This is a genomic window from Acetobacter sp. (assembly GCF_047723915.1).
Taxonomy (GTDB): domain Bacteria; phylum Pseudomonadota; class Alphaproteobacteria; order Acetobacterales; family Acetobacteraceae; genus Acetobacter.
The window spans coordinates 1-13,449 of record NZ_JBDOBQ010000005.1; the positions used below are offsets into that span (position 1 = coordinate 1).

A 13,449-nucleotide genomic window follows, 5' to 3' on the forward strand; every position below is an offset into this window, starting at 1 on the left:
CTTCGGGGTTGTGGCGGTTGGCGCACGGGGGGTGCGCAGGGGTGGGCGGTGTGTTGCTGTTGGGGTTTACAGCCAGCTTGCGGCGCGCTGCAAGAAGATGGTACCAGCAGGCGGGATGGAACCTGCCTCTCCCCCGCCTGCCCGGCCGGTGCTTTCGCTGGCCCGCCCGCTCATCATGCTGCTTGTGCTTGTGGCGGGGGCTGTGTGGTTGCGGCACATGCCATTCCTGCACCATATGCTGGACAGTACGGATATGGCCCGGCGCGGCGTGTCTGGCCATGTGGTTTTTCTGGCAGGAGCCATGCTGTGGTGCGCGGTCGGCCTGCCCCGGCAGGTGGCGGGCTTTGCCACGGGGCTGGCTTATGGCGTGTGGGGCGGCCTGGCCGCCATTACCGTGGTTTCTACCCTGGGGTGCCTTGGGGGGTTTTTCTGGGCACGCTGGGGGGGCAGGGCCTGGGCGCAGGAGCGCCTTGGCAACCGCTTTGCCCGGATCGATACGCTGCTGACGCAGCGCCCTTTTCTCAGCATCCTGACGCTGCGCCTGCTGCCGGTGGGGTCCGCCCTGCTGCTGAACCTGCTGGGCGGTCTGTCGGGTGTCGGGGTGTGGCCCTTTGTCGCGGCAACCGTTCTGGGCGCGCTGCCCCAGAACCTGATTGCGGTTCTGCTGGGTTCGGGCGTGCGGGTGGGGGCCGCGTGGCAGTTTGGCGCGGGGGGGGCGCTGTTTGCGCTTTCGGCCGGGGTAGGGCTGTGGCTGTGGCGATACAGCCGTGTGGGGCCTGCGCACAGCTAGCCTCGCCTTTGCATGGCGCCAATGGTATGTTGGCGAAACAGGCAGGAATGATCGCTGTTTTCCGGACGCCTGGCGGGGAAGGTCCGCGACAGTAAGGAGGCGCGTATGCGCTGTATGACCTTGACGGAAAAACCGGATGCGGTCCTGATGACGGCGGACAGGAAGGAGCATGTCTGACATGCCACGGCATCCCGCAAGATGGGCTCATGTTCTGGCTCTTATCGGGGCTGGCCTGCTGATCGTGACCTTCGGGGCGATGGGCATCGAGCTTGGCAATGAAATGGCGCGCCACGGCGACATGGACCGCCAGAGCACTGCGGCGGGCACGTTCCTGCGCGGCCTGCACCATGCGACAAGTGACGCGCGCATCTGCCATTATGCGTGGCTTGCCCAGCATCTGCCCGAAGACGCGACCTGTTACGAACAGGCTATCCAGCAGCTTTCAGACGGTGGCAGGCAGTTCGAATCGTTCCGGGCCGTGGAAGCGCGCGAACAGGGTGGCCGTGTCGAACCGCTCAAGACCGTCGAGAAACAGCTTGCCGCCATTGCCGCATGGCCCGCCCATGTGGACGCCATGCCCGCCGGCGGGGCGCAGGTGCTGGCAAGCCTTGACCAGAATCTGTCCGTGCTCAGCCGTGTCAGCACCATGGACCAGGCGGACCGCGTGGCCAACATGCTGCGCAACACAAGCTGGCAGCGCAGGCTGGCCCTGCTTGGAATCCTGACGGGTGTGTTCAGTCTGGTTTCGGCTGGCTGGGTGCTGGACCGGTCCTCCGTCGTGGCGGCCCGGGCCGAGGCGTCCTCCCGCGATCTGGCGCTCAGGCTGCGTGCCACGCTGGACAGCCTGAGCATGGGGGTTGCGGTGTTCGGGGCGGATGGCCGCCTGTGGCACTGGAACGAACAGCTTGCCGTGGTACTGGGGCTGGACAAGGACTTCCTGCGCACTGGCCTGCCGTATGACACGCTCAGTTCGGTTCTGATGGTGGAAGGCGTGGCCCTGCTGGAACCGCTCGAACATATCGAGGCCAGTCTGGCCAAGCCGCAGCCCGATGCACCCGTGGTCGTGGAATGCAAGGGCACCAACGGGGCTGACCTGGAACTGTGCCGCACCGTGTTTTTCGCCCCCGACGGCCCCATGGACCGCCGGGGCTTTGTTCTTACCGCAGCCGACATCACCATGCGCCTGCGCAGCGAGCGCGCCCTGGGCGAAGCCCAGAAGCTGCGCGCTCTGGGGCAGTTGACGGCGGGTATCGCCCATGACTTCAAGAACCTGCTGACCGTCATTCTGGGCAACCTGGAACTGGCGGCCGAACATGACCAGGACGACCAGGTGGAACAGCGGCAGGAATATCTGTCCGCCGCCGCCCATGCCGGCCGCCGGTCCGAAGCGCTGACCGGCCAGCTCCTGTCCTTCATGCGCAGGCAGTCCGGCGCGCCCGACTGCCTGTACCTGTCCGACCTGTTCTCCTTCCTCGGCGGGTTGCTGGGGCGCGTGATCGGGCCGCGCATTGTGGTCGAATGCGATCATGTGGGGGACGTGTGGCCGGTGCGGGTGGACCCCGCGCAGCTGGAAAGCGCGGTGCTCAACCTTGCCATCAACGCGCGCGACGCCATGCCCTCGGGCGGGAGCCTGCGTATTGTGGCGCGTAACGTCACGTTCTCGGTCAATTCCGACCTCATGAGCCTGCCGGTCGAAGGTGGACGCAACATGCGTGTGGTGTCCGATACGACACCCCTGCCTGCGGGCGACTGGGTGCGGCTGGACGTGATCGACAGCGGTTTCGGCATGACGCGGGACGTGCTGGCCCGCCTGTTCGAGCCGTTCTTCACCACCAAGCGCGAAGGGGCTGGCACGGGGCTGGGCATGGCCATGGTTCTGGCCTTTTCGCAGCAGGTGAACGGCCGTGTGGTGGTGGCTACAGGGCGCGGCAGCGGCACCGAGGTTTCTCTCTGGCTGCCCCGTGCGATCGCCCTGCCGGAGGTGGAAGCCCCCACCCCGCCCGTGGCGGAGACCCGGCCCACACCCCCCGTCGCCAGAAAGCCCGAACGCAGTCTTCAGGTTCTGGTGGTGGAGGACGACGCGGTTATTCGCGATATTGTCGTGACCATTCTGGGCATGGCCGGGCACCGCGCGCTCGAGGCCGGAGACGGCGAACAGGCGTTCGATGTCGCAGCCAGTGTGGAAGGTCCGCTCGACCTGCTTGTGACCGACATCCAGCTTCCCGGCCCGCTTGACGGGGTTACCCTGTCGCGCGTGCTGGTGGAGCGGTACCCGGGGCTGGCGGTGGTATATATGTCAGGTGAGTTGACGGCGGATTCCCCGCCGCCGCGCGCGGGGGTCAACGGGGCGAGCCTGCTGGCCAAGCCTTTCCGGCGCGACGGGCTGATGGAGGCCGTGACAAACGCCCTGAGCACGCGCGCGGGCAGTTAGCGGCGGCTTTGGGGGCCGGTCGGGCAGCTTGCAGGCCCTGCCCGGCAAATGGCGCGGCCCTTGCCGAACGCCGCGTCGCGGGATAGAGCGGGACCATAAGGTAAAACATGCACGTACCCTGTATGGGGGCGGCCATCAGCAACCCGGCAGGGCGCGCGGGCAGGAAGGATTGTACAGCATCATGACGGCACAACAGGACATAGATCTTAAAGCCTATATCCGCCATATTCCGGATTTTCCCAAGCCAGGCATATTGTTTTACGATATTTCCACCCTGATGCGGAACCCCGATGCCTGGCAGATGGCCATGGGCCGTCTTGCCCGCCAAGTTGCGCCTTTCAAGCCCGATATTCTGGCGGCGGTGGAATCGCGCGGGTTCCTGACGGCGGCCCCACTGGCCGACCGGCTGGGATGCGGCATGCTGATGCTGCGCAAGAAGGGCAAGCTGCCGGGTCGCACCGTGTCCCATACCTATGACCTGGAATACGGGAGCGATACGCTCGAAATCCAGGAAGACGCGGTAAGCCCCGGCCAGCGCGTCGTGATCATGGACGACCTGCTGGCGACCGGCGGCACGCTGTCGGCTTCGGCCACCCTGCTGCGCAAGGCCGGGGCCGAAGTCGTGGCCGCGTCCGTGCTGGTGGAACTGACCGGGCTTGGTGGCCGCGACAGGATGGACGGCATTCCCGTCACCACATTGCTGTCCTACGAGGACTGACAGGGTTCGGGCGGTGGGGCCCGCCTGCTGGCCCCATTTTACCCGTTCTTCTCCCGCTCGGGGCGGTGGGCGCAGAACAGGGTATACAAGCCGTGAATACGCTTTTGCACGCCCTTGAGGTAAAGAAGCGTATGGCAGTATTCCAGACCAGACCGGTTGCGCAGGCAGGCCCATGAAAGAGGCCGTTCTTCGCACAGGCGCGTTGTGCCGTTCGGTCGGGATTATTGCCAGGCAGGCGCTCCTTGGCGGTGGGCCGCCACGCAGGCTCGACCACCTGCGCTGGCTGTTCGCCCCGGACCTGCTGTCCTTCGGTTATGCGCTGCGCACGACCTTTGCCTCTCTCATCGCACTTGGCATTGCCCTGTGGTGGCAGTTGGGCAGCCCGCAATGGGCGGCCCTTACGGTCTGGATGGTGGCGCAGGGCACGCGCGGCAAATCCATTGCCAAGGCGCGCTGGCACATGTTCGGCATGGTGTTCGGCATTGTCTGCGCCTTTGTGCTTGTGGGCGTCATGCCGCAGTCGCCCCTGCTGTATATTTTCTGGGTGGCGGTGGGCATTGGCTCGTTCTGTTTCATAGGCACGCTGCTGCCCGGCCCCGCCACCATGACCAACTACCGTATTCATGGCATGCGGGCGTCGGGGTTCACCTACGCCATCATCGCGTTGGACGGGGCCGCCGCACCTGACCAGATTTTCCATATCGCCATGGCGCGTGCCACCTACATCACGCTGGGCATTGTTGTGGAAACCACGGTGTCCTCCCTGTTCCAGTACCAGCTTGGCACCCGGGCCAGAAACAGGCTGGCGACCAATTTCATTGAGGCGCTCCGCAGCGCCGTGCCCACGCTCAAGCGCCTTGTCGCAGGAGAAAGGCGGGCGATCCTGTCCTCGCCCGAGGTGTTTTCCACCATCGCGTCCCTGAGCGACCAGGTCGAATTCGCGGAAATTGAAATGGGCAAGCACCAGCATGAAGGCGATCATGCCCGTGCGGCCCTTGCGGCCATTACGGTGCTGATGTCGCGCGGGCTGGATCTTGGCGCACTGGTTGACGTGCCGCTCAGCCTTGGCGCGGACTACCTGCGGGTGGCGGCAGGCGTGCAGGATTTCCTGCAGGGCCTGCCTGGCAGGCTGGGGCAGGAGGACCAGTCGCTGGCGCCCGTCATGGCCGAGCTGACCACACTGCGCGCGACCTGCCGGCAACTGGCCGCCACCTGCCTTGAGCAGGAAATGATTGCCGCCACCCATCCGCCGGTCGATCTGGTGGCCGAAACACGGCTTTCACGGCAGGGAGAACTGCTGCACAAGCTCGGGGCGTTGCTCGACGAACTGCAACTGGCGATCGAACAGTTCCAGATGAGCCGCACCCCCCAGCCGCACGATACGTTCCGCTACCCCATGCGCAGCTACCGCGACTGGCGCATGGCTTTCGTCAACAGCCTGCGGGCGTCGGTTACCATATTCGTGTCCGGTCTGGTCTGGATCGCGACAGGCTGGTCCGACGGGCTGACCTTCATGATGTTTGCCGCCATCATCTGCGCGCTGTTCTCCACGCTGGAGCAGCCGGCCCTGGCCACACAGGCGTTTTTGCGCGGCACCATCTTCGTGATCGGCATGTGCTGCCTGCTTGACCTGTGGGTGATCGCCCAGCCCACAGTGTACGAAATGCTGGCCATGACCCTGGCCGTGCCCATGCTGGTGGGGGGCATGGCCTTTGCCTGGCCACCTCTGGCGCTGGCGGCGGTGGCGTACAACCTGTTTCTGCCCATTCTGCTCGGGCCGGATAATCAGGCCCGCATGAACGAGGTCATGTATTTCAACACCGCTTTGCCGCTTTTTCTTTCCATTGCGTTCTGTATGTGGATGTACCGCGTCTTCCTGCCCGTGGACCCGGACGGCCTGCGGTGGGACATGCGGGTGGATATCCTGCGCCGCCTGCGCCGTCTGGCCCGGCCGCGCGTGGCCGTGCCCATGACGGAGGTGATCGGCCGCAATGTCGAAGCTTTTGTCCGCCTGTCCACGACGGCTGCGGCCGATGGCAAGCCCTATGTGCTGGAACGCTACCTTGGGGGCGTTCTGTCGGCCATGACGATCGAAATCAACCTGCTGCGCCTTAAAGCCATTCTTGCCCGTCATGTCCTGCCGCAGGACGCCATGCGGGCCATCGAGGTCATGATGTCGCGCATGCAGCGTTTTTCGGGCCGGTACGGGGGCCAGTACGGCCGTACGGCCCGTGCCGCCGGCCTTGCCGTGCGCTACCTGATCCGGCGCGAACAGGCGGAGACCAATCTTTCGGTGCGTGAGGAAATGCTGAGCGCCCTGGCCAGCTTGCGGGTGATAGAAACCGAACTGCGCGAAAACAGACTCTTTTTCGATGCCTCCACCCCCTATCTGGACAAGGCCTTTACCTGAAAGGGCAGCATATATACCCCTTGTACTCCGTCTTTTTCACCTGCGGGGTGGCAGACGGGGTAACAGGTGGGGCAGGGCTATCTGGTGGGGAGGTGACTGCAAAAACGCTGCCTGTGCAAGCTCCAGCAAGGGTGCAGACGCGCTGGGGACTGTCACCTCGTTTTGGAAAAAGGCGGTCCCCGAAGGGTTTTCTGGGCTTTTTATGCAGGCGTTCTTTTGAGATAGCCGCCCAAGCCCAAGCCCAAGCCCAAGCCCAAGCCCAAGCCCAAGCCCAAGCCCAAGCCCCTGTCGCGACCGGTGGTCTCATGATTCCGGGGCCGCAAAGGGTATCGGGGGCGCATGCTGTTGGTGCGGATCAGATGTCAGCCGTTCAGGGCGCGGTCAATTTCGTGCCTGAGGGCCGGCAGCACGACCTGCCCGAAAGCGGGGGTTGCGCGTTCCCACTGTCCGGTTCGCCAGGACGGGTGCGGCAGGGGAAAATAGTCGGGTAAAAACTGCTGGAAATTCAGGGTCCGGTCAAACACCGGCCCCTTACCCAGCACATGGTTCTGGGCGTAGGAGCCCACGAGCAGGGTCAGGCGTATGGCGGGCAGCCGGGCCAGCAGCCGGTCGCGCCACAGGGCGGCACATTCGGGCGGAGGAGGGCGGTCGCCTCCTTTGGGCAGCACGCCGGGATAACAGAAGGCCATCGGCACAAGGGCCACACGGTCCGTATCGTAAAACTCCTCCCGGCTCATGCCCAGCCATGTGCGCAGCCGGTCGCCGGAGGCATCGTTAAACGAAATGCCGGTTTCATGCACCCGGGTGCCGGGAGCCTGGCTTGCGATCAGCAGACGTGCACGTGGCGAGACATGCAGAACCGGTCTTGGCCCCAGTGGCAGCTTGTGTGCGCAGGCCGAACAGGCGCGAATGGCATCGACAAGAGGCTGAAGATCGTCCTGCGGACCCGACACCTGTTGTGTGGGGCAGGACGGGGCCGGGTGTGCCCGCGGCTGGGGGAGGGACGATGGCATGACGCCTTCTGATATGACCCCGAAGGCCCGCTCCCGCAATGGCATGAAGGGGATAGGGACAGGCCGAAGCAGCACCTGCCCGCGTGGGGCTGGCGGAACCGGTCTGGGCTGGAAAGAGGTTCGGCTGCTGTCCGGGTTCGGGTTGTGGGCCGGGGTGCTTGCCCGTTCGTGGTGTTTTTCTGAGTCCACAGGGTCTGAGCAGGGTGGCAACGCAGTCGGGCTGGTACCCGTAGCCCGGCATTGATCCCGGCATGAGCCATTGGGTGTCAGGCATAAAAAAACACCGTGGCGTTGCCGCCACGGTGTTTTTCAACCCTGTGGACCGGGCCCGCCAGGGCGGGCCGGTCAGCCATGGGGCTCTAAGCGCCCCATTGGCTTTGCTTACTGGGCCGCATCCACACCCACATGGGTCTGGGGTGCGAAGGTCCAGCCGGCACCGTAAGGCTGCGGCATGAACAGGCCCCAGGTCGCCGTCTGGGACGTGGCGTTAGCCCAGCCCGCGGTCGGGATCGGTGCGTTGTCCAGACGAAGCTTCTGGATATCGGCCGCCGTCACGTTGGCAGGCGCCTTGTTGCCCCAGGCCGAGCGGATGAAGTTCACCACATCGGCAATCTGCTGGTCGGACAGGAAGCGCTTGTAAGCCGGCATGGCCACGGCGGACGGTGCCCAGTTGGTGGGAGGCAGCACGCCACCCGCGACGATGATATGCGCAACCGAAGTCGGATTGTCGGTCACGACAACCGAGTTCCCGGCCAGCGGCGGGAACATGCGCGCCACACCGCCACCATCGTTACGGTGACAGGCCGAGCACTGTTCCACATAGATCTTCGCCCCGGCATTGCCCGCTACGTTACCGGAATCCAGCGTCTGCGCGGTGGAGGCATCGTAGGTGTAGTCCCCGCGTGCCGGCGGTACCGGCGGCAGAGCCTTGAGGTATTTGGCAATGGAGTGCAGGTCGGCATCGGTGAAGTACTGGGTGCTCCAGCTCACCACGTCGGCCATGCCACCGAACACGGCGGAATGATCCGTGCGGCCCGATTTCAGGAACTGGTACAGGTCGTCTTCCGACCAGCGGCCAATCCCCACCACGGGGTCGTTCCGCAGGCTGGGCGCGATCCAGTTGTCGATCACGCCGCCACCGGCCAGGAAGTCGGCCCCGCCAGAAGCGTCGAGCGCCTTTTCCTGCATGCCCAGGCCACGCGGTGTATGACACGCGCCGCAATGGCCCGCACCCGTCACCAGGTATTCACCCCGGGCAATATCGGGCTCGGTGCCCGGCGCAGGTGTGAAAGCCTTGGGGGCCGGAGCAAAGACCGAACGCCAGATTGCCAGCGGCCAGCGCATGGACAGCGGCCAGGTGATATCCTCGTCGCGGTTTTTCTGGGCGACGGGGGCCACGCCATGCATGAAATATGCATACAGGGCCTTGATGTCGTCTTCCGACATGCGCGCGAAGGAGGGGTAGGGCATCGCCGGGTAAAGCGTGCTGCCGTCCTTCTTCACGCCACGACGTACGGCGGAGTCAAATTCCTGGAGCGTGTAGGTGCCGATCCCGTATGTGGGATCTGGCGTGATGTTGGTGGAATAGATCGTGCCGATGGGGGTCTTGATCGACAGCCCGCCTGCAAATTTTTGACCGTTCAGGGCGGTATGGCAGGCTACGCAGTCGCCCAGCCGTGCCACGTATTCACCCTTTTTGATCAGGTCTTCGTCCGCCCCTTGCGCATGAGCAAGGGACGTTCCTGCCAGAAGCCCGACAGTGACCGCTCCCAGAGCGGCCTTGAGTCTGTTCATCATCATTTTTACCACTGTATCGCTTGTGAGCCGAATGACGTCATGACTGCCGGATTACTGGGGCGTAATGCCGAGTGTCGGATTTGTGGGAACCCCCCTGTCATTCTTGCGGGCCTCCACTTCACGCTGATAGGTCTCGTTCGCCCGTTTGATGAGGAACTGGCGGATTGCCTCGATCTCGTCAGGCTTCATGCTGGTGTCGAAGCGATCCATGCCGTAAGCCGTGAGCGCGCCGCGACCGACCACGTTGTAGAACGCGTCCTGGTGGCGGATGGAACCGGACCAGCGCAGGTCTGGCAGAACGCCCGCACCTTCCGCGTTGTCGCCGTGACAGGTCTGGCAGTAGGTCTCGTACTGGAAGTAGCCGTTATCGACCACCTTGCTGTCGTACTGCTCAGGCGGCTTGACTGGCAGGAAGCCCAGTTCGTTCATTGAGGGGAGCTGGCTCTTTCCGTCGAGCGAGAACACCGCGATGTAGGAGTGGTTGACCGTCCAGCCCGAGGTCCGGCCCATGCCACCCATGGAAATCGGGTAGATACCGCCCCAGCCCACTTCGACCGCGACATACTGCTTGCCGTTCACGCTGTAGGTGATCGGTGATGCGATAATGCCGCTCTGGGCGTTGAACTTGTAAAGATCGGTGCCGTTGGTCGCGTCGTAGGCGTGGAATTCGCCATTGGCGAGGCCCTGGAACAGAAGGTCGCCGCCGGTGGCGAGAACGCCGCCGTTCCACGGGCCCTTGTGGTCGATCTTCCACACGGTTTCCATCTTCACGGGGTCCCATGCCAGCGTTTCGCCGTGCAGGTCCTTCATGTAGGCGGTACGCGCTTCGGGCGTGTCGGGCAGACCGTTCTTGGTCATGTCCAGACCCAGGTTCCAGGAGTCAGGATGCGCCTTGAAGCCGCCGGGCTGGTTCTTGTAGCCGAACGGGATCTGGTGCGCGGGCAGGTAGATCAGGTGCGTCTTCGGGCTGTACGCCATAGCCATGAAGTTATGCGCGCCCAGAGGACCGGGGATGCCGTACCAGAAATTGCCGTTCAGGGTCCACAGACCTTCAGGCTTGAAGACCGGGCGGCCTGTCAGCGGGTCGAGACCGCTGGCCCAGTTTTCATACGTGTAGTTCTTGCCGGAAATGAATTCGCCGGTCTTGGCGTCCAGAACGTACAGGAAGCCGTTCTTGGGCGCGTGGACGATCACATGGCGCATTTCACCGTTGACCGGCATGTCAAGCGTCATGATCTGCTGGACAGAGGTGTAGTCCCACTGGTCCATCGGCGTTTCCTGGAAATGCCACACGTATTCGCCGGTTTCCGGCTTGACGGCGACAATGCTGCCCAGGAAGAGGTTGGAGCCGATCCCGTCGGAGCGGTACTTGTAGTTCCAGGGCGAACCGTTGCCCACGCCCAGATAGACCAGATCGGCCACGGGGTCATAGACAATGGAATCCCAGACCGTGCCGCCGCCGCCCTGACGGACCCACGCGCCGGTGGGGCTCCAGGTCTTGTAGGCCTTGGTCATCAGGATATTGTCGGACGCGGCGTGATCAGGCTCGTTCTTGTTGTTCGGAACCGTGTAGAAGCGCCATTTCAGCTTGCCGGTTTCCGCATCGAAGGCGGAGACAAAGCCGCGCGCACCGAACTCGGAGCCGCCATTGCCGATCAGCACCAGGCCTTTGGCCACGCGCACTGCGCCGTCCACGGTGTAGGAACGCTGCTTGCCCAGGGAGGCATCGGCGGGAATGGTGTTGACTTCCCAGACCTTCTTGCCGGTCTTGGCGTCCAGGGCGATCATGCGGCCGTCAAACGTACCGAAGAAGACCTTGCCGTTCCAGTAACCCGCGCCGCGGTTCACGGTGTCGCAGCAGCCCTTGTCGGCAATGTTGCCGGGCACCTTGGGGTCGTATTCCCAGATCAGCTTGCCGGTGGCTGCGTCCAGGGCTTTCATCTTGGACCAGTTGGTCGTGGCATACATGATGCCGTCGACAACCAGAGGCGTACCTTCCTGGCCGCGGTTGGAGTCCAGGTTGAAATACCAAGCCAGTTTCAGGTGGCCGACATTGGACCGGTTGATCTGGTCCAGCGGGCTGTACCGCTGTTCCATGTAGGTGCGGCCGTAGGACAGCCAGTTTTCGGGGTGCTCATCCGCGTGGATGATAGCCTCTCCCGTATCACCCTGCCCTGCGGCATGGGCGGAAACTGCGGTATACGGCAAGGCAGCAGCGCAAATGGTTCCAGCCGCGAGAAATCCTAGCAGCGAACGTCTCTTGGTGGAGGCGGGGCGGGTCATGCGTTCATGTCCTCGACTAGTATTGAGGAAAAAAAGCCGGTGGTCCGGTTTCAAACACATGAGCCAACGCCGGTGTGCGATGTCAATCACGTGTCGTGAATGGCTGCCCCATTTCTGGCGGATAACTTTCTGTTATTACAGAGTGGTAGGCTCGATTTCCGTGCTCACGAAAGGGGTGTTCTCACCACGGGGCAAACCCCTCGGACTCGGTCTGCGGCGGTGGGGAATAGGGCGTGAACGGGTAGTGAGTCTCGGCCTCTACACCGGGGCCGTATTCGGTTTTTTGGGTGCTGAATACGGTAAAATTATAGATTTCCTCTCTCTGCGGGCAGAGTTGACGATGGATGCCGAGCCACAGACTGACATCCTCCGCGCTGACTGTTGTAACGTCTGCCAGAGCGGCGCCGAAAGGCGTGCAGACCGGTCCGCCGGGCAGTCCCGCACGGCGCCCTGCCTGGCGTATTTTCACGGAAAGGTGATCAATTCCGGCGGGGTCGAATAACGCCTCAAGCATGATTCGGTTCCGCCGCTGTACGATCGTGTAACCCGTATGGTGCAGCACCACCGGCTCGCGCAGGCGCACGGACAGAAGGGAAAGATCAAGTTCTTCAAGAACAAAAGGGGTATCGGCCCTGCCCAGCGGCACCAGCGGCACATGAAGATATGGCACGCGGTGCCACGCCTTGGTCGGAAACAGCCCCTGGACGGTCTGGAAAAAGAAACTCATCTCGGGCGGGAGAGTTATACCGGCAATCAGGAACATGGTTCGGGTATCCGGTCGCGGTCTGTCGGGTGCGAAAAGGCATATCCGGGTCGGGCCTGCCGGCCTGTCGAACAGGTCTGTCGCGCCCGGGGAACAAAGGGCGGGATTGTGCGGCATGCGTGCCACCCTTGACGAAAAGGCAGAGCAACCCCAATTATAAAGCAAGCCGGCAAGCCCGGACAAGGAGTGTAAGATCATGTCGTTTAGTGGCGACTACCGTTCCCCCGTCACGGCTACGAACTGGAATGCCCAGGCCAGTATCGATGCGGGGCTGCGCGCCTATATGCTACGCGTCTATAACTGGATGGCCTCCGGCCTGCTGCTGACCGGTCTTGTCGCGTACGCCATTGCCAACACGTCCCTGGGCGGTCTGTTTTTCCAGGTGGTGGACACAGCGGCTGGTCCGCTGCCGCGTCCGACGCTGCTGGGCGATCTGGCCATGCTGTCGCCGCTGGTGTTCGTGCTGGTCATGTCCTTCGGTATCAACCGGCTTTCTCTCCAGGGGGCTCAGGGGCTGTTCTGGGCGTTCTGCACGGCCATGGGTGCCAGTCTGGCCAGCATTTTCGTCATTTACACCGACACGTCCATCGTGCGGGTCTTTCTTGTCACGGCCTGCATGTTCGCGGCCACCTCTCTTTGGGGTTATGTGACCAAGGCCAACCTGCTGCGCTTCGGCTCGTTCCTGATGATGGGGCTGTTCGGTCTGGTGATCGCGGGATTGGTGAACCTGTTTCTCAAGAGCCCCACGGTGTACTATATATATAGCATCGTCGGTGTGGTCATTTTCACGGCGTTCAGCGCGTTCGACGCCCAGCGTATCAAGGTCACCTACACGCAGCTTGCCGCGTATGAAGGCCCGGAAATGACCGCCAAGCGCAGCGTCTATGATGCGCTCAGCCTCTATCTGAACTTCATCAACCTGTTTCAGTTCCTTCTGCAGTTCATGGGTGTGCGCAATTCCGGCGACTGATGCCGACATGCACCTGCGGGATATTTCCCGGTTCGAACGAAAACCCGGTCTGAGAGGACCGGGTTTTTTTGTGCCCTGAAGACATGTTCAGACCGAATGCCGGTATGTTCAGCCAGAATAGGGAGCAAAACGGTCCTGATAGCGTTTTTTTTATGATGTAACAGGAATGTGAGCCGCAATCCGCGCGCTAACGATATGATAATTAAGGCCAAATTTTGCCATTATTCGAAACGCAGAAATAATTTGTAATAGTGCGTGATGTCCGTCCAGAGCA

At 62.9% G+C, this 13,449-nt stretch carries 10 protein-coding genes; 6 read left to right on the top strand and 4 right to left on the bottom strand.

What is annotated here, in order from left to right; genetic code table 11:
- The first annotated feature begins 115 nt into the window (after positions 1–115).
- The 4 genes from ABF990_RS04650 to ABF990_RS04665 all read left to right on the top strand — a co-directional run bounded on the left by ABF990_RS04650 (position 116) and on the right by ABF990_RS04665 (position 6,349).
- On the top strand, positions 116–790 hold the full coding sequence (locus tag ABF990_RS04650) for a TVP38/TMEM64 family protein (protein ID WP_415506513.1): 675 nt from the start codon (positions 116–118) through the stop codon (positions 788–790).
- A gap of 178 nt (positions 791–968) precedes the next feature.
- The gene (locus tag ABF990_RS04655; RefSeq protein ID WP_415499924.1) at positions 969–3,221 is read left to right on the top strand and encodes an ATP-binding protein; all 2,253 of its coding nucleotides are present in this window, start codon (positions 969–971) and stop codon (positions 3,219–3,221) included.
- Positions 3,222–3,402: 181 nt separating this feature from the next.
- On the top strand, positions 3,403–3,939 hold the full coding sequence (locus ABF990_RS04660) for an adenine phosphoribosyltransferase (protein WP_415492517.1): 537 nt from the start codon (positions 3,403–3,405) through the stop codon (positions 3,937–3,939).
- A gap of 172 nt (positions 3,940–4,111) precedes the next feature.
- Positions 4,112–6,349, top strand: a complete 2,238-nt coding sequence (locus ABF990_RS04665) for an FUSC family protein (RefSeq protein ID WP_415492518.1) — start codon at positions 4,112–4,114, stop codon at positions 6,347–6,349.
- A gap of 362 nt (positions 6,350–6,711) precedes the next feature.
- On the opposite strand, the gene ABF990_RS04670 is transcribed toward ABF990_RS04665, so the two are convergent.
- Positions 6,712–7,302, bottom strand: a complete 591-nt coding sequence (locus tag ABF990_RS04670; protein ID WP_415506484.1) for a uracil-DNA glycosylase family protein — start codon at positions 7,300–7,302, stop codon at positions 6,712–6,714.
- A gap of 58 nt (positions 7,303–7,360) precedes the next feature.
- On the opposite strand from ABF990_RS04670, the gene ABF990_RS04675 reads away from it, so the two are divergent.
- The gene (locus ABF990_RS04675) at positions 7,361–7,606 is read left to right on the top strand and encodes a hypothetical protein (protein ID WP_415491195.1); all 246 of its coding nucleotides are present in this window, start codon (positions 7,361–7,363) and stop codon (positions 7,604–7,606) included.
- 137 nt (positions 7,607–7,743) lie between these two features.
- Here the strand turns inward: ABF990_RS04675 and ABF990_RS04680 are convergent, their stop codons facing one another.
- The 3 genes from ABF990_RS04680 to ABF990_RS04690 form a co-directional block, all read right to left on the bottom strand.
- Entirely contained in the window at positions 7,744–9,162 is a 1,419-nt protein-coding gene (locus ABF990_RS04680) for a c-type cytochrome (protein WP_415491196.1), read from the bottom strand.
- A gap of 48 nt (positions 9,163–9,210) precedes the next feature.
- Positions 9,211–11,442 (bottom strand): PQQ-dependent dehydrogenase, methanol/ethanol family, encoded by a 2,232-nt coding sequence (locus ABF990_RS04685; RefSeq protein WP_415491197.1) that lies wholly within the window; start codon positions 11,440–11,442, stop codon positions 9,211–9,213.
- 181 nt (positions 11,443–11,623) lie between these two features.
- Positions 11,624–12,169, bottom strand: coding sequence for a hypothetical protein (locus ABF990_RS04690; RefSeq protein WP_415506485.1), 546 nt, complete (start codon positions 12,167–12,169; stop codon positions 11,624–11,626).
- Between the two features lie 232 nt (positions 12,170–12,401).
- On the opposite strand from ABF990_RS04690, the gene ABF990_RS04695 reads away from it, so the two are divergent.
- A complete protein-coding gene (locus tag ABF990_RS04695) occupies positions 12,402–13,175 on the top strand; it encodes a Bax inhibitor-1/YccA family protein (RefSeq protein WP_415491199.1) in 774 nt (257 codons plus the stop codon).
- The last annotated feature ends 274 nt before the right edge of the window (positions 13,176–13,449 follow it).

Coding starts and splice junctions, on each gene's coding strand:
- ABF990_RS04650 (WP_415506513.1), top strand. CDS start 116: ATGGAACCTGCCTCTCCCCCGCCTGCCCGGCCGGTGCTTTCGCTGGCC.
- ABF990_RS04695 (WP_415491199.1), top strand. CDS start 12,402: ATGTCGTTTAGTGGCGACTACCGTTCCCCCGTCACGGCTACGAACTGG.
- ABF990_RS04685 (WP_415491197.1), bottom strand. CDS start 11,442: ATGACCCGCCCCGCCTCCACCAAGAGACGTTCGCTGCTAGGATTTCTC.
- ABF990_RS04655 (WP_415499924.1), top strand. CDS start 969: ATGCCACGGCATCCCGCAAGATGGGCTCATGTTCTGGCTCTTATCGGG.
- ABF990_RS04660 (WP_415492517.1), top strand. CDS start 3,403: ATGACGGCACAACAGGACATAGATCTTAAAGCCTATATCCGCCATATT.
- ABF990_RS04690 (WP_415506485.1), bottom strand. CDS start 12,169: ATGAGTTTCTTTTTCCAGACCGTCCAGGGGCTGTTTCCGACCAAGGCG.
- ABF990_RS04675 (WP_415491195.1), top strand. CDS start 7,361: ATGACGCCTTCTGATATGACCCCGAAGGCCCGCTCCCGCAATGGCATG.
- ABF990_RS04680 (WP_415491196.1), bottom strand. CDS start 9,162: ATGATGATGAACAGACTCAAGGCCGCTCTGGGAGCGGTCACTGTCGGG.
- ABF990_RS04665 (WP_415492518.1), top strand. CDS start 4,112: ATGAAAGAGGCCGTTCTTCGCACAGGCGCGTTGTGCCGTTCGGTCGGG.